Source organism: Microbacterium sp. Mcb102 (assembly GCF_024519805.1).
Taxonomy (GTDB): domain Bacteria; phylum Actinomycetota; class Actinomycetes; order Actinomycetales; family Microbacteriaceae; genus Microbacterium.
The window spans coordinates 59,130-79,394 of record NZ_JALJRG010000001.1 but is presented as its reverse complement, the minus strand read 5'-3'; the positions used below and the strand labels follow the sequence as shown (position 1 = coordinate 79,394).

Sequence of the window (20,265 nt, the reverse complement as noted above, 5' to 3'; positions counted from 1 at the left end):
CACGCTACCGACCGCACCTGTGCTTCGCCTCGGAGCCGCCCCGAAGAAACGAAGATCGGCCCCGGCGCAGAGCGCGCGGGGCCGATCTCAATCTGATTCGAGGGTCTGCTACTTCGCTGCAGCCTCGGCCGGCTCAGGAGCCTTCTCGGCGGCAGGCTTCTTCGCCGCAGGCTTCTTCGCGGCCGGCTTCTTCGCGGCCGGCTTCTTCTCGGCAGTCGTCTCCGAGGCCGCCGGAGCAGCCTTCGCGGCAGGAGCAGCCTTCGCCGCAGGAGCAGCATCTGCCACGGGCGCCGCGGGAGCTGCCGGACGCGGACGCGCGGCGAACTCCTCGAAGACGTAGCGCGGGTTCTGCACCGTCTCGAGGTTCACCAGGTCGCGACCCAGCCACAGGTTGTTCCACCAGCCCCAGATGACGCGGAACTTGCGCTCCCACGTCGGCATCGCGAGACCGTGGTAGCCGCGGTGCGCGACCCAGGCCACGAAGCCCTTGAGGGCGATCTTGCCGGACTGGAAGACACCGTTGTACAGGCCGAGCCCCGCCACCGCGCCCATGTTCTTGTGGAAGTAGTCCTTGGGGTTCTCCCCACGGAGCACGGCGACGAGGTTCTTCGCGAGAAGCTTCGCCTGGCGTACCGCGTGCTGAGCGTTCGGCACGCAGAAGCCGCCGACTCCGCCGCCCGAGAGGTCGGGGACGGCCGACACGTCGCCCGCAGCCCAGGCGCCCTCGACGAAGGCCTCGGGCGTGCCGACGCGCAGGTCGGCACGGGTCTGGATGCGACCGCGCTCCTCGACCGGGAGGTCGCCGCCACGAACCACGGTCGGGTTCGCCATGACACCGGCGGTCCACACGATGACGTCGGTCGGGATGACCTCGCCCGTGGAGAGCTCGACGTTGCCGTCGACCGCGCTCGTCAGCTGCGTGTCGAGGTGCACGTTGGCACCGCGCTTGGCGAGGTCCTTGAGCACCCACTCGCTGGTCTGCAGCGAGACCTCGGGCATGATGCGGCCCATCGCCTCGATGAGGTGGAAGTGCGTGTCTTCGAAGCTGATCTGCGGGTACTTGCCCACCAGCGCGGAAGCCAGCGAACGCAGCTCGGCGAACACCTCGATACCGGCGAACCCGCCGCCGACGACGACGACGGTCAGCAGACGGTCGCGCTCGGGTCCGGCGGGGAGCGAGGCGGCCTTGTCGAAGTTCGACATGACCTTGTCGCGGATCGCGACGGCTTCCTCGATGGTCTTCAGCCCGATCGCGTTGTCGGCGATGCCCGGGATCGGGAAGGTGCGGGAGACGGCTCCCGCGGTGACGACGATCTGGTCGTACGCGAACTCGTACGGCTCGCCGACGGGCGGCGTGATCGTCGCGACCTTCTGCGCGTGGTTGATGTTCGTCACCTTGGCGGTGAGGACGTGGGTGCGCTTGAGGTGACGGCGGTGGGCGACGACCGAGTGACGTGCCTCGATCGAGCCGGCGGCCACCTCGGGCAGGAACGGCTGGTACGTCATGTACGGCAGCGGGTCGACCATGGTCACGTCGGCCTCACCCTTGCGGAGGTGCTTCTCGAGCTTCCACGCGGTGTAGAAGCCTGCGTACCCTCCGCCGACGATCAGAATCTTGGGCACAGTGCTGTTCTGAGGCACAGAAGAACTACTCCTCGGAGTCGGGGATTTGGCGTACGGAAACGCGCGCCGATCGGATGCGCCGGGCAGCTGCGGTGACGCCAAGCGCTACCAGGATACCAGGCACGGTGAGCGCGATGAGCGGCAGGGTACCGTAGCGCAGCGAATCGGCGCTGGGAAGCAACGGTGAAGCCGCCTCGCTCGGCGCATCGGCCGCGGGAAGAGGGGGCACGGCCACCGGCGTCATCGACGGCACGGGCTGCGGTTCCGACTCCGCGCGACGGAAGTAGCGCACCCATTCCGCCAGGTCGCCCATGGGGTTCGCGCTCACCGGGGGGATGTTGGCGGAGATCGCCGCGGCGGCATCCACCAGCCCGTAGCCGTAGAGCGGATCCTGCGGCTTGACGGCGTCGGGGACCGGTATCGCCGTCTTGATGATGCGGTTGATGACGTCGATCGCCTTGATGTCGGGATGCGCAGAGCGGATCAGCGCGGCGACCCCCGCGACGATGGGCGCCGCGCCGCTCGTCCCTCGCCACCGCTCGACCTTGCCGTCGGCGGAGACTCCGATCAGGCCCTCGCTCGGAGCGGATATCCCGATCGTGATGCCCTGGGTGGAAGCCTCGACGCTCGCCGTGCCGGTCTGGTCCACGCCGCCCACCGTGAGCACGCCGGGGATGGTCGCCGGTGCGCCGATGATGTTCGTGCCACTCCCCCGGTTGCCCGCGGCGACGACGACCACGACGTCGTGCTCGAACGCATAGAGGAACGCGTCGTCCCAGCTCTCGTCCCAGTCGAGCGTGTTCGTCGTGAACGAGAGGTTGATGATGTCGGCGCCGTTGTCGACCGCCCAGCGCATGCCCTTCGCCACCTGCTCCGTGAACGGCACGGCGGCGGCCGCGCCGAAGCCGACCGAGATGGAGAGGAGGTTGGCCTCCGGCGCGACTCCGATCATGCCGGTCCCGTCGGCGGCGCCGCGTCCGGCGGCGAGCGAAGCCACCCAGGAGCCATGATTTCCGTCGATCGCGCCGAGCGGCGTCCGTCCATCCGGCGTGCCCGCACCGGAGACGTCCGTGCCGCCGACCACGGCATCGCCGAACACCTCGGGCACCTTGCCGATGCCGGTGTCGATGACGGCGATCGTCACACCCTTGCCGCGGGTCGTCTGCCACGCCTCACGGATGCGGGCGCCGTCGAGCCAATACTCCGATGCGCGGGTCGGGTCGGAGGGGTCGTCCGGGATCGGCGGCGGCGTCGCCGTGGCCCCGAGGAGCAGCACAGACGCCGCGACCACCATCATGGCGGCGGCGCTGCGCAGCGTCAGACGGGCTGTCATGCCGGTGACGCCGCCGCCTCGCGCTGGGCGGCACCGGGGTCTTCGCACCGGCACACCTCGGGCGACCAGGACGACCGCGCCAGCGCGGCATCACCGATGGGGTTCACTCCCGTACCGGCAGCGAGCGCATGCCCCGCGAGTGCATGCAGGCACTTCACACGCGTCGGCATCCCTCCCGCCGAGATGCCGTCGATCTCGGACACCTCCCCGAACTGCGCGCGGTCGGCGAGGTAGGCCTCATGCGCGGCGAGGTAGGCGGCGGCGACATCTTCATCGTCGGCCAGGAGCGCTGCGAGCTCCGGCATCACCTGGTTGGCCTCGAGGGTCGACATCGCGGCCGTGGCAGCCGGGTGCGTCAGGTAGTAGAACGTGGGGAACGGTGTGCCGTCCGGGAGGCGCGGCGTCGTCGCGACCACCGTGGGGTTGCCGCAGGCGCAGCGAGCGGCGATGCCCACCACACCCCGGGCAGGACGACCGAGCTGGGCCGAGACGACGGCGAGCTCGGCGGGCGTGGGAGCGGGGAACGGCGGCGTGGTCACCCCACCAGCGTAGGGGAGCCGGCCGAGAGGATGCTCGGAGCGGACACTCAGGGAGCGGTCGTCGCCGTGTCGCTGAGTCCCGTCGCGACCAGGGTGCGCAGCAGCTGCGGCATCCAGTCCGACGGCTTCTCCTCGAGTGTGTCGCTCACGGGCGCCTGCTCACGCGGGAGCACGGAGGGATCGAGGTCGTTGTCGATCAGATAGACGACCTCACCCGGCTTGACGTAGTACAGACGCTCGCGCGCCTGAGTGGTGATGTAGGCGGGGTCGTTCCATCGCTCGCGCTCGGCGATCAGCGCCGTGATCTCGTCTTCGCTCACCTGCACCGATGCCTCGAGCGCCGCGATCTTCTGACGCTGGTCGATGAACGTGCCGAGCGTGGGCACGAGGACCCAGGCCCCCAGCACCACGAGCGAGAGCATGATGACCGAGAACGCCGAGAGGCGGATGCCGGAGGCCCACTCGCGCACATCGACACGTGCCGCGTCGCCGCGGTTCCTCCCCGCGGCCCTGGGCGCGGGGGCGGCAGCAGCGGACGCCTTCGACCCGCCGCGCCCCTTTCCGGTCGCCTTCGGGTTCGGAGACGACGAAGGAGGAGCCGGTCGTCGTGCCACGGCCCCTCCTTCGTCGTACCGCTTCAGCGGCTTCCTGCGCCGCGGGCGACGGCTTTCTCGGCCGCCGCTCGCGCGGCTTCTTCGTGTGTCAGCTGTTCTCAGGCCTGCGAACGCGGGAACGCGGAACGACCGGCGAAGACCGCGGCGTCGCCGAGCTCCTCCTCGATGCGCAGCAGCTGGTTGTACTTCGCGACGCGCTCGCTGCGAGCGGGCGCACCCGCCTTGATCTGACCGGAGTTCGTCGCGACGACGAGGTCGGCGATGGTGGTGTCCTCGGTCTCACCCGAGCGGTGCGACAGCATCGCCGTGTAGCCGGAGCGCTGCGCCAGGCTGACCGCATCGAACGTCTCGGTGAGCGTGCCGATCTGGTTGACCTTGACGAGCAGCGAGTTGGCGACGCCGCGCTTGATGCCGTCGGCGAGACGCTGCGGGTTGGTGACGAACAGGTCGTCGCCGACCAGCTGGACCTTGGAGCCCAGAGCGTCGGTGAGGTGCTTCCAGTTGTCCCAGTCGTCCTCGGCGAGAGCGTCCTCGATCGTGACGATCGGGAAGTCGTTGACGAGGCCCACGTAGTACTCGGTGAGCGCGGCCGCGTCCCAGTCCTTGTTGTCGAGGCGGTAGACGCCGTCCTTGAAGAACTCGGTCGCCGCGACGTCGAGGCCGAGGGCGATGTCGGTGCCGGGGGTGAAGCCGGCCTTCTCGATCGCCTTCACCAGGAAGTCCAGACCCTCGCGGTTGCTGGGCAGGTCGGGGGCGAAGCCGCCCTCGTCGCCGAGACCGGTCGCGTAGCCCGCGGCCTTCAGCTCTGCGCGCAGCACGTGGTAGGTCTCGACGCCCCAGCGGAGCGCCTCGGAGTAGGTCTCCGCGCCGACCGGCGCGAGGAAGAACTCCTGCATGTCGATGCCGTTGTCGGCGTGCTCGCCGCCGTTGATGACGTTGAAGAGCGGAACGGGCAGCACGTGCGCGTTCGGGCCACCCAGGTAGCGGAACAGCGGGAGGTCAGCGGAGTCTGCGGCCGCCTTGGCGACGGCGAGGCTCACGCCGAGGATGGCGTTGGCGCCGACGCGCTTCTTGTTCTCGGTGCCGTCGACCTCGATGAGGATCTCGTCGACGATGCGCTGCTCGCTCGCCTCGACACCTTCGATCGCAGGTCCCAGCTCGTCGATGATGGCCTCGACGGCCTTGAGGACGCCCTTGCCGCCGTAGCGGCTCTTGTCGCCGTCGCGGAGCTCGTACGCCTCGAACGCACCGGTGGATGCACCGGACGGGACGGCCGCCCGCTGCACGATGCCGTCGTCGAGGAGGACCTCCACCTCGACGGTCGGGTTTCCGCGCGAGTCGAGAATCTCGCGTGCGCCTACAGCCTCGATCAGTGCCACTGATGTGCTCCTTGCTCAGGGGGAAAACGTGGTGTGGAGCGTCGTCGATCCGCGCCCAGTCTAGCCCGGCCGTGCGACCCGATCAGGGACTCGTCCGACCGCCGCGCGCGGAGCGGGCTCAGACCACGACGGCGATCGCGAAGCCGTCCCAGCCCTTCGCCCCGACCGTCTGCAGCGCCGTGGCGTCGAAGCGCGGGTCCTCCCCCAGCATCCGCAGTCCGTCACGGGTGCCGATCACCTTCGAGTCGGTGCTGTCGTCGCGGACGATCTCGCCTTCGCGCCCGATGTTGTCCAGCACGACGACCGTGCCCGAGTGACCGAGTCGCGCGGCCCAGTCGAGATAGACGGTGTTGGACTCCTTGTCGGCGTCGATGAACACCAGATCGAACCCGCCGACCAGAGTCGGCAGCACCTCGGCGCCCCTGCCGATGCGGATGTCGACCCGGTCGCCGACACCGGCGGCATCGATGCTGGCCCGTGCGACGGCGGCGTTCTCAGCCTCCGCCTCGATCGTCACGACGCGGCCTTCGGAACCGACGGCGCGGGCGAGCCAGATCGTCGAATAGCCGCCGAGCGTGCCGATCTCGAGCACCCTTCGCGCACCGCTGATGCGGACGAGCAGGTTCAGCAGCTTGCCGGCGACGGGAGCGACCTCGATCTCGGGCAGCCCCGCCTCCCGCTGCGCGACGAGAGCCGATTCCAATTCGGCGTCGGGCCCGACGAGCGTGTCGGCGAGGTACGAATCGGCCTGCGACCAGGCGGCGGGGGTGGAGTCCATGACCTCAGCCAACCGCCGGCTGTGGCCTCCGTCAACCCCGCGGCGGCGAGAGCAGACGACCGGGCGCGTCGGCGAGCTCCGGCTGCTTCCGGAACTGGCCGGTCAGCACGAGCACCAGGACGACCACCGCGATGACGATCCATGCCGCCACGCCGAGCGGTCCGGCGAGCGCCATGTCGGGCTGCGTGGCCGCGAACAGGACGATGAGCCCGGCGGCGGCGTTCAGTGATCCGTGCGCGATCACCGCCGGCCAGACGGATGCCGAGCGCAGGCGCAGCCAGCCGAGCAGGATGCCCCACGCGACGCAGCCGCCGACCATGAACAGGACTCCCGTGATGTCGGTGCGCCCGAAGTTGTAGCCGAGCAGGATGATCGGGCTGTGCCACAGGCCCCAGATCGCGCCGCTGAGGATCAGAGCGGGCCAGGTGCCGAGCGGTCGCAGGGCCGGCACCAGCCAGCCTCGCCATCCGAGCTCCTCCCCGAAGGCGAAGAAGCTGTTGAGCAGCGCCCCGAGCGGAACCATCGCGATCTGCGCGAACACCACGATCTCGACCGGCGGCACCGGAACACCATCGGGCAGCGACTTCGCGAGCTCAGCCGCGAAGCCGGCGAACGTCAGATCGAGCTGCACGAACCCGAGCGCTGCGGACACCACGATCGTGAGCGCCACCAGGACCGGCGGGACGAGCCATGCGGCGACCATGAGCCAGACCACGCGCTTGGCGGGCCGTAGCGGCCAGAGGCCCAGGAAGCGCGCACGCTGTCCCCGCGCGGGCACGCGCATCGCGAAGGTGACGACCAGTACCGCGATGGCCGGAGTGAACATCATGACCGGGAGGAGGAAGACGGACATCGGCTCGGCGAGACCGTCTCCGAGCCACAGTGGCAGTGCCACCAGCCAGGCCAGCGCGCAGGCGACGACCACGAAGACGATGATGGCGGGCCACTCGACTCTTCGAGACGTGGGGGTGGGTGAGTCCATGCTGTTCACGCTTCCTTCCTCGTGACGGCGGCGAGCGCCGCCGCCGCTGTCTGTGCGTCGTCGACCGTGACGACGAACCGCCGTCCACCGACCCGCGTCACTTCGAGCGCTTCACCTCGCCGCAGGACCACGCCGTACCGTCCGTCGAGGCCGTAGCGCAGCCCCCATCCCCCGAACTCGGCGAAGGGATCGACGTCGATCGCGCGTACCGACGCGATATCGGCGGACGGGATCTCGATCCTCGGCCAGCCCGCCAGCGACCGCACGAGCAGTCCGGCGGGCCCGATGCGCACGCGGAACGCGAAGGTGGTGACGAGCGCGGCGATCAGGATCCCGCACGAGGCGAGCATGATGACCGCGGTCATCACTCCGCCCGCTCCCGTCGCGATCATGACGGCGGCGAGCGCACAGGCGAGCAGCACCGCGCCGCCGAGCACGGCCGACGCGACACCGGCGATCGCTGGGGTGCCGATCCACACGAGGCGTTCCGTGGCGGAGGTCGGGAGGGGCTCCGCCGGGCTCTCGGACCCGCTCGTGTCCGGCAGGGGCGTGGACGGCTGCAGGAACCACCCGATCGCCACGCCGGCGGCCATGAGCAGGAACCCGATCAGCACCTCGAAGCCGATGTCGGGTGTGTCGGCGGCATCCGCGAGACCGCGTTGCGCGTCGACACCGACCAGGGTGATGAAGGAGATGATGGCCGCGAGACCGAGGTTCATCGCGCCGAGGAACCTCGCCGTGATCGACCACTGCGGGCGCTCGGCTTCTGCGGAGGGAACCGGCTGCCCGTTCTGCGGGAGTCGGTGCGCGAACCACGCGAGGAGCGCGAACCCGATGACCATCACCGCGATGCCGCCGAGGATGGCGAGGTAGGTCCAGCCGGGCCCGAAGCCGTTCACGCCGTCCTCCGACCAGTGGATCGCCGCAGGCTCCGGGATCTCGGGGAGCCAGAACGCGACGATGACCGCCGACACCGCCAGGATCGTGAGCGGAATGATCACCCCCACCCAGAGGAAGGCGGTGCGGGCACGGCGGACGGCGGGGGTCATACGGTGATCTCCTTCACGAGAGCGGCGAGTGTGGCCGGCGCGACGCCGAGCGCGGCGGCGCGCGACACCAGATCATGCAGATCCTTCGTTAGGTCGACGAGCGGACCGACGGAAGCCGAGACCACTGCACCACGACCACGTCGCAGGTCGATCAGGCCCTCCGCGCGCAGCTGCTGGTATGCGTGCAGGACGGTGTGCAGGTTGATCTCGAGGGTCTCGGCGACTTCGCGCGCCGAGGGAAGGCGGTCTCCCGGCGCCAGTCTGCCGGCGATGATGTCGGCGCGCACAGAAGCGGCGACCTGCTCGTAGAGCGGCACCCCGCTCGCCATGTCGACCCTGATCAGCATCCGACCTCCGTCTTGTTCGCGTTATTCTACTCGAACTAGAACAACTGTGGCTACCCTCCAGACGTCTTCGTCGTCCTCGCCCGCGTCCCCCACACTGGCGGGATGCGCATCACTCCCCGCCGCCTCGCCCTCGGCATGAGCCTGTGGATCCCGAACCTCTTCAGCGGCATCCGCATCCGTCGCTTCAGCGAGGACTGGACCCACGCCACCGTCGAGCTGCACGTGAACGTCTTCACCCGCAACTACGTCAAGACCGCGTTCGGCGGGTCGATGTCCGCGATGACCGACCCGTACTTCTTCATGCTCGTCATGCATCAGCTCGGGCGCGACCACGTGGTGTGGGACACCCGCGGCGAGATCGAGTTCCTCAAGCCCGGCCGCGGCGTGCTCACTGCGGAGTTCGAGGTGTCGAAGGAGAAGGCCGAGGAGATCCGCGAACGCGCCCGCGGCGGGGCGAAGGTCCTGGAGTGGTTCGAGACGGTCATCACGGACCGCGAGGGCGATGTCGTCGCGAAGGTGCGCCGCGAGGTCTACATCCGGGAGAAGAAGCGGGTCACGGCGTCCCGAGGGTGAACCGCGTCACCCGCCGTTCACCGCGGACTGTCACCATGGACGGATGCCCCTCGCTCGCCGACTGACGCTCGGAGACGCCGTCGCCATCGGTCTCGGCTCCATGATCGGCGCCGGCGTGTTCGCCGTGTGGGCTCCGGCGATCGGGGCCGCCGGAAGCGGCATCCTCATCGCCCTCGCGATCGCCGCCGTCGTCGCATACGGCAACGCCACCGCATCGGCGCAGCTCGCGGCCGCGCATCCCGTCGCGGGCGGCACGTATGCGTATGCCCGCGCCGAGATCGGACCCTGGTGGGGATTCGTCGCCGGCTGGAGCTTCGTGATCGGCAAGATCGCGAGCTGCGCCGCCATGGCGATGACCTTCGCCGCCTATGCCGCCCCCGCCGGATGGCAGGTGCCGGTCGCCGTGGTCGCCGTCGCCGCGCTGGCGGTCGTGAACTGCTTCGGCGTGACCAGGACCGCGCTGCTCACCCGCATCCTGGTCGTGTGCTCGCTCCTCGGGATCGCCGTCGCGGTCGGATTCGGGCTCGGCGCCGCACCGACCGCCGCCCCCGGTCCGCTGCCCGACGCCACCGCCTACGGCGTGCTGCAGGGTGCCGGGCTGCTGTTCTTCGCGTTCGCCGGCTACGCGCGCATCGCGACCATGGGCGAGGAGGTGGTCGACCCGTCGAAGACGATTCCGCGCGCGATCGTCCTCGCACTGGGTGGAGCCGTCGTCGTCTACACGCTCGTCTGCGTCGCGGTCGTCCTGGTCCTCGGCGGGGATGCGATCAGATCGACGGCGCCTCTGGTCGACCTGCTCGACGCGGCGGGCGCTTCCGCGTGGGCCCCGGTCATCCGTGTGGCTGCAGCGGCCGCCTCACTCGGCGCGCTGCTGGCACTGCTGACCGGGATCGGCCGGACGACCCTCGCCATGGCACGGGGGAGCGACGTCCCGAGGTTCCTCGCGAAGATCGACGAGCGCCACCACGTGCCGCAGCGCGCCGAGATCATGATCGCCGTCATCGTGATCGCCATCGTGATGTTCGCCGATCTTCGCGGGGCGATCGGCTTCTCATCCTTCGGTGTGCTGCTGTACTACTTCATCGCCAATGCGGCGGCCTTCCGGCAGACGGGACCGGCACGCCGCTACCCCCGCGCACTGCAGGTCATCGGCGCGCTCGGCTGCCTCGTGCTGGTGGCGACCCTTCCCGTCCTGGCCTCCACCATCGGAGCAGGAGTGGTCCTGCTCGGCGTGGGATACCGGATGCTGCGACTCCGACTCGCGCGCGTCTGAGATCAGCGGCTCGACTCGGAGCGGTATGCGCGCGGCGCGATACCGAGGACGGCTTGGAAGTCCCTCGTCAGATGGGCGTGATCCGCGTATCCGAGCTCGGCGGCGATCGACGCGAGGTCGATGTCCGGGTGCTCCCGCACGCGCACAGCTGCCTCCTGCAGGCGCCGTCGCCGGATCATCGCTGCCGGCGAGAGCCCGACGTGGCGATGGGCCATCCGCTGGAGAGTGCGAACCGACACCGCGAGGCGCGCGGCCGCCTCTTCCGGAGTGAGCGCGGCTCCCTCCCCCATCAAGACCTCCATGAGCGCGTTGGCCTGGCGGGCGGGATCCCCGACCGGGCCGACCCGTTCCCCGAGCCACCGGGCGAAGGCCGCGACCGCCCGATCGCGATGCCCGTCTCCGGAACCCATCGCCGCCACCAGGGCACCGCGCAGCTCGGCGACCTCCGCCGTCGACTCGCCCAGGACTCGCTCGCCGTCGACCAGCACGCGGGGGTCGTCGATCAGGGCGGCGACAGCAGCGGGGCGCAGCAGAGCACCCACGGCCCAGCCTCTCCCCCGGAGATCACGGTGGGTCATCCGGGTCGTGGCGCCCGACAGCGTCACGGCATCCGCATCGACGACGAGGTTGAGCGCCGGATAGGCGACGATCTCCTGGCGCGACGAACGCCCGCGCTCGATGTCCCACTCCGGAATCCAGAACCAGGCGACCAGCTCCGTCGCCGCTGCCGGTGCGGGGAGGCGGTGGAACTCGGGCAGGCGGGCGGGGTAGAGCACCCCACGGGTCGGGTTCACCATGCGCTCAGCGTAGGCTCCCCCACCGACGTCGGGAGGTTGTCGCGGATGTTCAAGCCGCGGGCCTTCCCCGCGACCTAACGTGGCGGCATGAGCAACGACATCCCCACGACAGAGGCCCCCACGACAGGCGCCACCGGGACATACACGACCGACGGCCGCCCGAACAGCGCGACCTCGCTCACGCCGTTCCTGGCGATCCCCGACGCGAGGCAGGCCATCGAGTTCTACCGCGACGTGTTCGGCGCCAGGGTCATCGACGTGACCGAGTTCGGCGGCATGGTCGCGCACGCCGACCTCGACTTCGGGCTCGGCATCCTCCAGCTCGGCGAACCGAACCCGGAGTACCACCTCGTCCGCGGGCCCGAAGGCGACGACGACTGCTACTCGATGGGCCTGTACGTCTCCGACGTCGATGCGGTCGTGGCGAAGGCCGTCGCGGCAGGAGCCACCGTGCGCGAAGCACCCGCACCGTTCGTCTCGGGCGACCGCTTCGCGAGCATCCGCGACCCGTTCGGCGTGCGCTGGTCGGTGATGACCCGTGTCGATGACATCTCCGACGAGGAGAGCAGCCGGCGGGTGGCCGAGTGGGCCGCGTCGTTCAGTACGGCCCCGAGCGACGGCGCGAACTGAGCGCCACCTCCGCCGCACGGCACACGGCAGGCAGCAGGGCCTCGGCGGTGCGCCGGTAACCCAGAGCGCTCGGGTGGAAGCGGTCGAGACTGAACATCTCCTCCGGCTCGTCGAAGAACATCGGGCCGACCGCGCGGCGCAGGTCGACCGGCTCGGCGCCCGCCCGTCGCGCCGTCTCGTCCTGGATCACGGCGAGACGGCGCGACAGGCTCGACGCGATCCGACGGAGCGGCTGCGGAACCGCACGCAATGCACCGAGGTCGGGACAGGTGCCGACGACGACCTCGGTGCCGGTCTGCCGCAGCCGCCCGATCGCCTCGTGCATGTGCTGTGCGGACAGCGCCACAGGCAGCCGGTGCGTGACATCGTTGCCGCCCACGACGATCACCGCCACGTGCGGACGGTAGTCGGCGGGGAGCGCGTCGAGCTGCGCGGGAAGGTCGGGTGACTCCGAGCCCACGACCGCAGCGGTGCGCAGCCGCACCGGTCGATGCATCCGCCGGCCCACGCTCTTCGCGAGCCGACCGCCGAGCGTCTCCTTGCGGCGCTCCGCCCCGAGACCCGCGGCGATCGAGTCGCCCAACACCAGCAGATCGAGGGGCTCACCGTCGAGCTCGCGACGCCACACCCGGTCGGCGTCGAGGGACTCCTCCCCCAGCGGCTTCCCGATCCGCTTCCGCGCGATGGCGGCCTGCTGCACGAGGGCGAAACGCGCACCGCTCAGCACCGCCACGAGGGCCAGCGTCACGACGGCGAGGGTGCGGAAGCGGCTCACACCCCGATTCCACCGCGCCGGCGTGAACGCGGCGTGAACGCGACGCGGGGGCCTTCCGAACCTCGCGTCAGGAGAGCGGCTTGACCTCGAGGTCGTCGGCACCCGCGGACACGGTCGCGAAGGCCGTGTATCCGTCGGCCGCCGAGCGCTCGAGCAGTGCCTTGACGTTCTTCGTGCGTCGCTCGAGCCGAACCCGGGCACCCTCGGCGATGAGCGCGGCCTTGTGACGGACGAGCTCATGCACGGGAACGTCGGCGTCGTGGATCAGCACGACCGCCTCGGCCGCAGCATCCACCTCATCGGCGATCAGATCGACCAGACGCTCGAAGCCCAGCGAGAACCCGACCGCGGGCACCTGCTGCCCGAGGAAGCGACCGATCATGCCGTCGTACCGCCCGCCGCCGCCGAGCGAGTATGCGACAGACGGGTGCGCGAGCTCGAAGATCGTGCCGGTGTAATACCCCATGCCGCGCACGAGGAACGGGTCGAAGACGAGCGGGATGTCGCTCTGGCCGCGCCCCGCGGCGACGGCCTCGCCGATGCCGACGAGGTGCTCGATCAGTTCGGCCGGGGCGCCGTCGGGCAGCGCCTTGCGGATCTGACGCTCCCCGAACGGGTTGTACTCCATCGTCTGCGGCCGACGCAGGAAGGCGTCGAAGGCGTCGGCGGCAGCGGTCGAGGCACTGCGCTCATGCAGCTCGGCGGCGACTCCCTCCGGACCGATCTTGTCGAGCTTGTCGATCGTGATGAGCACGCCGGGACGCTCCTCGGCGGTGAACCCGAAGGAGTCCAGCATCCAGTCCAGAACGCGTCGGTCGTTGATCCGCACGGTCGCGCCCTCGAGACCCAGGGCGTCGACCGCGTCGAGCGAGGCGACCATCAGCTCGGCCTCGGCACGAGACGAGTCGTCTCCCATGATGTCGATGTCGCACTGCACGAACTGCCGGTAGCGTCCCTTCTGCGGGCGCTCCGCACGCCAGACCGGTCCGATCTGGATCGAGCGGAAGACGGTGGGCAGCTGACCGCGGTTGCTCGCGTAGAAACGGGCGAGCGGCACGGTGAGGTCGTAGCGGAGGCCGAGGTCCGAGAGCGCGGCAGGGTCGTCGGCCGCCGCACGGATCGCGTCGGCGTCGAGCCCGCGCCGCAGGATGTTGTACGAGAGCTTCTCATTGTCTCCGCCGATCCCGGCATGCAGGCGTTCGTAGTCCTCGACCACGGGAGTCTCGATCTCGTCGAATCCGTGCGCGAGGTAGCGCTCGCGGATGACGGAGAGCACGCGCTCACGGCGGGCCTTGTCGGCGGGGAGGATGTCGCGCATGCCGCGCGGCGGGTTCACAGTAGCCACGCGTCCATCTTCCCAGGTCGGGCACCCCGGCCGTACGTCAGGAGCCGGCTTCGGCCGCCCGGACGTCGTCTTCGAGCGCGCGGAGCCGTTCGCGCAGTGCACGTTCCGCGTCCCAGCCCTCGGCGCGCGCGGTCGCCACGAGCGCGAGCAGTGCCTCACCGAGGTCGGCTTCGGATGCCGGGGACACTGCCGTCGAAACCGGCGCGACCGTCACACCGACACCGGCTGCGCGACCGACGAGCTTCTGGGCGAGCGCGAGCGCCGGCATCCCCCGCGGCACGCCGTCGAGCACGCTGCGGCGGGTCCGCTTCTCCGCGGCCTTCGCCGCGTTCCAGTGCACCAGCACCTGCTCGGGCGTCTCGGCCACCTCTCCCGCGAAGACGTGCGGATGCCGGCGCACCATCTTCTCGGTCAGGGTGCGCGCCACGTCGTCGATGTCGAACGGGTCCTCCGGATCCTGCGCCGCGATCGCCGCGTGGAACAGCACCTGCCACAGCAGGTCTCCGAGCTCTTCGCGGAGGTCGTCGCGGGTGCCGGACTCGACCGCGTCGATCACCTCGTGCGACTCCTCGATCAGATACGGCACGAGGTCGCGGTGCGTGATCTGCTGCGACCACACGCAGCGGTCGCGGACCGCGTGCATGGTGTCGGCGGCGGTGCGGAGCGGGTCTTCCCCGTCAGGACGGGACTCAGACGCGGGCTGCGAGTTCACGCGACCTCCTTCGGTCGGTCCGGATCCGCGCTCACGACGAGGCGGATGCGACCCGACGGTACCAGCGTGCCCGCAGCGACACGATGAACCCGGAGAGGACGAGCGCGATCAGCGAGCCGACGAGCACACCGAGGATCGCCTGGTCGCGGATGCCGCCGTCGCTCGCGAAGGCGAGGTTGGCCAGGAGGAGCGAGACCGTGAAGCCGATACCGCCGAGCGCACCGGCCGCGAGGATGTCGGCGAACGGCAGCGCAGGATCTGCGCCCTTCGGACGGATGCGCATCGCGATCCAGCCGAACAGCGAGATGCCGATGATCTTGCCGACGGGCAGCGCCACCACGATCGCCCAGAACGCGGGTGACAGCTGCGTGATCGACACCGCCGGGATCACGACGAACGCCGCGACGAAGGCGAAGACGGGGAGGATCGCGCCGTTCACGGTCGGCTCCAGCGCGTGCCGCGTGCGGCCCGCGGGGACCGGCGACATGACCAGCCCGAGCAGCACCCCGGCGATCGTCGCATGGATGCCGGAGGAGGCGACGAGACCCCAGGTGATGACACCCACCACGACCATGGCGACCGCGATGAGCGGGTGCCCCTTCGCGTGCAGGACACGGCTGAGCGCCCAGAACACGGCGACACCCACGACCGCGAGGCCCAGCAGCAACCACTGCACGTCGTCGGCGAAGAGCACCGCGATGAAGATGATGCCGATGATGTCGTCGAGGATCGCCAGGGCGAGGAGGAACACCCGAACGCGCGAGGGCAGCCCCTTGCCGAACATCGCCAGCACCCCGAGAGCGAAGGCGATGTCGGTCGCCGTCGGGATCGGCCAGCCCGACGACGTGGAGCTGTCACCGCCGGCGATCAGCAGATACACCGCGATCGGGACGAGCACTCCGCCGCCCGCGGCGATCGCCGGCTGCACGGCCTTGCGCGGCGAATCGAGCTCGCCATGCGTGAGTTCGTGACGCAGCTCGATCGCGACGACGAGGAAGAAGATCGCGAGGAGGCCGTCGGACACCCAATGCGAGATCGACAGATCGAGCGCGGTGCCCGGCACCGCGATGTGGAAGTCGAGGAACGCCGCCAACCCGTCGTGCGTGGGCAGGTTCGCGAGCAGCAGGCCGAGGCCGGCGGCGACGAGAAGGAGGACGGCGGGGAACTGCTGACCGCGGAGGGGGTTCGCTGAGATGCGCATCCCCTCCATCGTAGGTCGCCGGGATATCGCCGCGCCCGCGGTCTCGCTGCGTCGCTCCGGCGCCGGGCGTCATGCGTGCAGGACACCCCCACCGCCCGGGATACTCTCGAAGGGTGACCCCCGCACACTCTTTCTCCGAGCCCACGAACACCGAGGCGATCCGTGTGATCGGCCGATTCGAAGCCGGTCGCGGCACGCCGGATGCGATGCGCACCGATGTCAGGATGCTCGGGCAGCTGCTCGGGCAGGTGCTGCGCGAAGCCGGCGGCGACGGCCTCTTCGAAGACGTCGAGCGTCTGCGCCTCGCGACGATCCAGGCGTACGACGAGGAGACGCCCGACGCGTTCGAGCGTGCCGCGGCGATCGCCGAGTCGTTCACGATCGCCAGGGCCGACGAGGTCGCCCGGGCCTTCACCTGCTATTTCCACCTCGTGAACCTGGCCGAGGAACACCAGCGCGTTCGCGTGCTGCGTGAGCGCGCCGGACAGCCGGGACGGGAGGATGCCGCCGACACCGTCGCGACCGCCTATGCCCGACTGCGCAGCGAGGTCGGCGACGAAGAAGCCCGCCGCCGCCTGGACGGCCTCCGCTTCCACCCGGTCTTCACCGCGCACCCGACCGAGGCCCGCCGCCGCGCCGTCTCCTCGAGCATCCGCCGCCTGTCCGAACTGCTGACCCAGCACGACGCGGCGAGCGCCGGCGGATCCGAGGAGCACCGCGCCCGCCGCCGGATGCTGGAGGAGATCGACACTCTCTGGCGCACCGCGCCGCTGCGATCGCAGAAGCCTTCCCCGACGGACGAGGTCCGCACCGTGATGGGCGTGTTCGACGAGACGCTCTTCACGACCGTGCCCCACGTGTACCGCCGCATCGACGATGCTCTCCGTGGCGAGGAGTCAGGATCCAGCGCCCCGGTGGTGCCCGCGTTCGTGCGCATCGGCTCCTGGGTCGGCGGCGACCGCGACGGCAACCCGTTCGTCACGGCCTCCGTGACGCGTGAGGCCTCGCAGATCGCGGCCGACCACGTCCTGCGCGGCCTCGAGCGCGCGCTCGACCGCATCGGCCGGACCCTCACGCTCTCGGCCGACGACACCCCGCCGAACGCCGAGGTCGTCGCCCTGTGGGACCGTTTCGTGGCGGCCGAACCGGAACTCGCCGCCGAACTCGCGGCCCGCTCCCCCGATGAGCCCCACCGCCGCGTGCTGCTCGTCCTGTCCCGACGGGTCGCCGCGACTCGCCACGGCGACTCGCCCCAGGGTTACTCGCGTCCCGAGGAACTTCTCGCGGACCTGCGGGCCGTGCAATCCTCGCTCGCGGAGGCCGGCGCCAAGCGCCACGCCTTCGGCGGCGTGCAGCACCTGATCTGGCAGGTCGAGACCTACGGCTTCCACCTCACCGAGCTCGAGGTGCGTCAGCACTCGCAGGTGCACGCGAAGGCTCTGGCCGAACTCGATGCGGGAGAGGCGATCAGCGCCCAGACCGAGGAGGTGCTGGAGGTCTTCCGCGCGATCGCGGACATCCAGCGCGACCGCGGCCTGCGCGCGGCCGGACGCTACGTCGTCTCCTTCACCCAGGCCGCCTCGGATCTCGCCAACGTGCACCGCCTCGCTCGGTACGCGCTCGGTGACGACGCTCCGGTGCTCGACGTGGTGCCGCTGTTCGAGACGTTCGCCGACCTTCAGGCAGCGCCCGGAATCCTGGCCGAGGCCGTGACGTTCCCGGAGTTCCGCGAGCGCATGGCCGCCACCGGCAACCGCCTCGAGGTCATGCTCGGATACTCGGACTCGTCGAAGGATGTCGGCCCCGTCGCCGCGAACCTCGCCCTGTACGAGGCGCAGGAGAAGATCGCGCGCTGGGCGCAGGAGTCCGAGATCGAGCTGACGCTCTTCCACGGTCGCGGTGGCGCCCTCGGGCGCGGTGGCGGGCCCGCCAACTCCGCGATCCTCGCGCAGCCGCCGCACTCGGTCGACGGTCGATTCAAGCTCACCGAGCAGGGTGAGGTCATCTTCGCGCGCTATGGCGAGCCGGCCATCGCGATGCGGCACATCGACCAGGTCGCCGCCGCCACGCTGCTCGCGTCGTCCCCCACCGAGGAGGAGCGCACCAGTCGCGCGGCCGAGCGCTACGCGGAGGTCGCCTCGGTCATGGACGCCGCCTCCCGCGAGCGCTTCTTCTCGCTCGTGAAGGCCGATGGATTCGCGCCCTGGTTCGCCACGGTCACCCCGATGGAGGAGATCGGGCTGCTCGCGCTCGGCTCCCGCCCGGCGCGCCGCGGACTGTCCGTCGAGTCGCTCGAGGATCTGCGGGCCATCCCGTGGGTGTTCGCGTGGACGCAGGCGCGCATCAACCTCGCCGGCTGGTTCGGTCTCGGCACCGCCCTGGACGCCGTCGGCGATGAGGAGCTGCTCGTCGAGGCGTACCGCGAGTGGCCGCTGCTTCGCACCATGATCGACAACGTCGCGATGAGCCTCGCCAAGACCGACGAGCGCATCGCGCGGCAGTACCTGGCGCTGGGCGACCGCGATGATCTGGCACAGCTCGTCCTCGACGAACTCGCGATCACGCGGCGCTGGGTGATCCGGCTCACCGGCGGCGAGCGCCTGCTGGAGAACAAGCCGGTTCTGCAGCGGGCCGTGCAGCTGCGCAGCCCCTACGTCGACGCGCTCTCGCTGCTGCAGCTGCGCGCCCTGCGGGCGCTGCGCTCGGCGAGCGACGAGCCCACCGGCTCGGGCGCCGATGCCGAACAGCAGCGCCTGCTCCTGCTCTCGGTCAGCGGCGTCGCCGCCGGCCTTCAGAACACCGGGTGACCGAGATACCGTCCGGCCGGGTGCGCGATCCGCATTCGGCCGGCCGCTAGAGTGAAACCTCCGCCGACTCCGGCGATGCCTCACGCGACACGATCGCCTGCACCACAATCCCCCATCAGAAAGTCCCTTCCGCGTGACCGCTACGACTCCCGCCGACTTCCATCCGCTCGCCGCCTCCGTGCAGCCCGTGTTCGACACGGTGCTGTCCCGCAGCCCGCACGAGCCGGAGTTCCACCAGGCCGTCCACGAAGTGCTGCACTCGATCGCCCCCGTGCTGGAGCGACGCCCGGAATACGTCGACGGCGGGATCCTCGAGCGGCTCGTCGAACCCGAGCGGCAGATCCTCTTCCGCGTGCCGTGGATCGACGACGCCGGCAAGCTGCAGGTCAACCGCGGCTACCGCATCCAGTTCTCCTCTGTGCTCGGCCCGTACAAGGGCGGACTGCGCTTCCACCCCTCGGTGAACCTGTCGATCATCAAGTTCCTCGGCTTCGAGCAGATCTTCAAGAACGCGCTCACCGGTCAGGGCATCGGCGGCGGCAAGGGCGGGTCCGACTTCGACCCGCACGGCAAGTCCGACGCCGAGGTCATGCGCTTCTGCCAGTCGTTCATGAACGAGCTCTACCGCCACCTGGGCGAGCACACCGACGTCCCCGCGGGCGACATCGGCGTCGGCGGCCGCGAGATCGGCTACCTCTTCGGCCAGTACCGCAAGGTCACCAACCGCCACGAGTCGGGCATGTTCACCGGCAAGGGCACCGGCTGGGGCGGCGCCGAGGTGCGCACCGAAGCGACCGGCTACGGGGCGGTGTTCTTCGCGCAGGAGATGCTCGCCGTGCACAACGACTCTCTCACCGGCAAGCGCGTCGGCATCTCGGGCTCGGGCAACGTCGCGATCTACGCGATCCAGAAGGCCACCCAGCTCGGCGCGACCGCCGTCACGGCCTCCGACTCGTCCGGCTACGTCGTCGACGACGCCGGCATCGACGTCGACCTGCTCCGTCAGCTCAAGGAGGTCGAGCGCGCCCGCATCGTCGAGTACGCCAACCGTCGTCCGAGCGCGCGCTTCGTCGAAGGCGGCAGCGTCTGGGAGGTCCCGGTCGACATCGCCGTCCCCTCCGCCACGCAGAACGAGGTCAGCCTCGCGGATGCCGAGGCCCTGATCGCGAACGGCGTGCGCGCCGTCTCCGAGGGCGCGAACATGCCGTGCGTGCCCGACGCCGTCGAGGCCTTCCAGAAAGCGGGCGTGCTGTTCGCCCCCGGCAAGGCCGCGAACGCCGGCGGTGTCGCGACCTCGGCGCTCGAGATGAGCCAGAACGCCTCGCGTCAGCGCTGGACCTTCGCCGACAGCGAGAACAAGCTGCGCGAGATCATGGCCGACATCCACGACGCCGCTTTCGACGCGGCAGAACGTCACGACGTGGGCGGCGACTACGTGGCCGGCGCCAACATCGCGGGCTTCGAACGCGTCGCCGCCGCGATGCTCGCCCAGGGCGTCATCTGATCCG

At 70.2% G+C, this 20,265-nt stretch carries 19 protein-coding genes; 5 read left to right on the top strand and 14 right to left on the bottom strand.

Annotated elements, in window-relative coordinates; all coding sequences use genetic code 11:
- Window positions 1-108: 108 nt before the first annotated feature.
- From OC372_RS00360 to OC372_RS00320, 9 genes are all read right to left on the bottom strand, one after another.
- The gene (locus OC372_RS00360; protein WP_029262981.1) at window positions 109-1,623 is read right to left on the bottom strand and encodes an NAD(P)/FAD-dependent oxidoreductase; all 1,515 of its coding nucleotides are present in this window, start codon (window positions 1,621-1,623) and stop codon (window positions 109-111) included.
- 25 nt (window positions 1,624-1,648) lie between these two features.
- Window positions 1,649-2,956, bottom strand: a complete 1,308-nt coding sequence (locus OC372_RS00355) for a S8 family serine peptidase (RefSeq protein WP_262000600.1) — start codon at window positions 2,954-2,956, stop codon at window positions 1,649-1,651.
- Window positions 2,953-3,495 (bottom strand): DUF501 domain-containing protein, encoded by a 543-nt coding sequence (locus tag OC372_RS00350; protein WP_105709541.1) that lies wholly within the window; start codon window positions 3,493-3,495, stop codon window positions 2,953-2,955. The genes OC372_RS00355 and OC372_RS00350 overlap by 4 nt, the downstream gene beginning before the upstream one ends.
- Before the next feature lie 47 nt (window positions 3,496-3,542).
- Window positions 3,543-4,109 carry an FtsB family cell division protein gene (locus tag OC372_RS00345; protein ID WP_105709540.1) on the bottom strand — a complete coding sequence of 189 codons (567 nt, stop codon included), beginning with the start codon at window positions 4,107-4,109 and terminating at the stop codon, window positions 3,543-3,545.
- Window positions 4,110-4,207: 98 nt separating this feature from the next.
- Window positions 4,208-5,488, bottom strand: a complete 1,281-nt coding sequence (gene eno, locus OC372_RS00340; protein WP_029262985.1) for a phosphopyruvate hydratase — start codon at window positions 5,486-5,488, stop codon at window positions 4,208-4,210.
- Window positions 5,489-5,606: 118 nt separating this feature from the next.
- Window positions 5,607-6,266 carry an O-methyltransferase gene (locus OC372_RS00335; protein WP_105709539.1) on the bottom strand — a complete coding sequence of 220 codons (660 nt, stop codon included), beginning with the start codon at window positions 6,264-6,266 and terminating at the stop codon, window positions 5,607-5,609.
- A 31-nt stretch (window positions 6,267-6,297) separates the two neighbouring features.
- Window positions 6,298-7,248, bottom strand: coding sequence for a CPBP family intramembrane glutamic endopeptidase (locus tag OC372_RS00330; protein WP_262000599.1), 951 nt, complete (start codon window positions 7,246-7,248; stop codon window positions 6,298-6,300).
- A 5-nt stretch (window positions 7,249-7,253) separates the two neighbouring features.
- The gene (locus OC372_RS00325; RefSeq protein WP_262000598.1) at window positions 7,254-8,297 is read right to left on the bottom strand and encodes a hypothetical protein; all 1,044 of its coding nucleotides are present in this window, start codon (window positions 8,295-8,297) and stop codon (window positions 7,254-7,256) included.
- Complete coding sequence (locus tag OC372_RS00320) at window positions 8,294-8,644, bottom strand: GntR family transcriptional regulator (RefSeq protein WP_262000597.1); 351 nt, start codon at window positions 8,642-8,644, stop codon at window positions 8,294-8,296. Before OC372_RS00320 ends, OC372_RS00325 begins: the two co-directional genes overlap by 4 nt.
- A gap of 102 nt (window positions 8,645-8,746) precedes the next feature.
- On the opposite strand from OC372_RS00320, the gene OC372_RS00315 reads away from it, so the two are divergent.
- Window positions 8,747-9,217, top strand: a complete 471-nt coding sequence (locus tag OC372_RS00315; RefSeq protein ID WP_105709536.1) for a PaaI family thioesterase — start codon at window positions 8,747-8,749, stop codon at window positions 9,215-9,217.
- 43 nt (window positions 9,218-9,260) lie between these two features.
- Window positions 9,261-10,490, top strand: coding sequence for an APC family permease (locus OC372_RS00310; protein WP_262000596.1), 1,230 nt, complete (start codon window positions 9,261-9,263; stop codon window positions 10,488-10,490).
- 2 nt (window positions 10,491-10,492) lie between these two features.
- Here OC372_RS00310 and OC372_RS00305 read toward each other — a convergent pair whose 3' ends face one another.
- Complete coding sequence (locus tag OC372_RS00305; protein ID WP_262000595.1) at window positions 10,493-11,287, bottom strand: AraC family transcriptional regulator; 795 nt, start codon at window positions 11,285-11,287, stop codon at window positions 10,493-10,495.
- An 87-nt stretch (window positions 11,288-11,374) separates the two neighbouring features.
- Between OC372_RS00305 and OC372_RS00300 the strand changes: the two genes are divergently transcribed.
- Window positions 11,375-11,917, top strand: a complete 543-nt coding sequence (locus tag OC372_RS00300) for a VOC family protein (protein ID WP_262000594.1) — start codon at window positions 11,375-11,377, stop codon at window positions 11,915-11,917.
- Here OC372_RS00300 and OC372_RS00295 read toward each other — a convergent pair.
- From OC372_RS00295 to nhaA, 4 genes are all read right to left on the bottom strand, one after another.
- Window positions 11,886-12,692 (bottom strand): SGNH/GDSL hydrolase family protein, encoded by an 807-nt coding sequence (locus OC372_RS00295; protein ID WP_410054845.1) that lies wholly within the window; start codon window positions 12,690-12,692, stop codon window positions 11,886-11,888. The two genes, OC372_RS00300 and OC372_RS00295, sit on opposite strands and share 32 nt — an antisense overlap.
- A gap of 67 nt (window positions 12,693-12,759) precedes the next feature.
- Window positions 12,760-14,010, bottom strand: coding sequence for a histidine--tRNA ligase (gene hisS / locus OC372_RS00290; protein ID WP_262001213.1), 1,251 nt, complete (start codon window positions 14,008-14,010; stop codon window positions 12,760-12,762).
- 64 nt (window positions 14,011-14,074) lie between these two features.
- On the bottom strand, window positions 14,075-14,680 hold the full coding sequence (locus OC372_RS00285) for a MazG family protein (protein ID WP_258134095.1): 606 nt from the start codon (window positions 14,678-14,680) through the stop codon (window positions 14,075-14,077).
- A 100-nt stretch (window positions 14,681-14,780) separates the two neighbouring features.
- On the bottom strand, window positions 14,781-15,950 hold the full coding sequence (gene nhaA, locus OC372_RS00280; RefSeq protein WP_262000593.1) for a Na+/H+ antiporter NhaA: 1,170 nt from the start codon (window positions 15,948-15,950) through the stop codon (window positions 14,781-14,783).
- 113 nt (window positions 15,951-16,063) lie between these two features.
- Between nhaA and OC372_RS00275 the strand changes: the two genes are divergently transcribed.
- Both OC372_RS00275 and gdhA read left to right on the top strand, forming a co-directional pair.
- Window positions 16,064-18,757, top strand: coding sequence for a phosphoenolpyruvate carboxylase (locus OC372_RS00275; protein ID WP_262000592.1), 2,694 nt, complete (start codon window positions 16,064-16,066; stop codon window positions 18,755-18,757).
- 133 nt (window positions 18,758-18,890) lie between these two features.
- Window positions 18,891-20,261 carry an NADP-specific glutamate dehydrogenase gene (gene gdhA, locus OC372_RS00270; RefSeq protein WP_262000591.1) on the top strand — a complete coding sequence of 457 codons (1,371 nt, stop codon included), beginning with the start codon at window positions 18,891-18,893 and terminating at the stop codon, window positions 20,259-20,261.
- The last annotated feature ends 4 nt before the right edge of the window (window positions 20,262-20,265 follow it).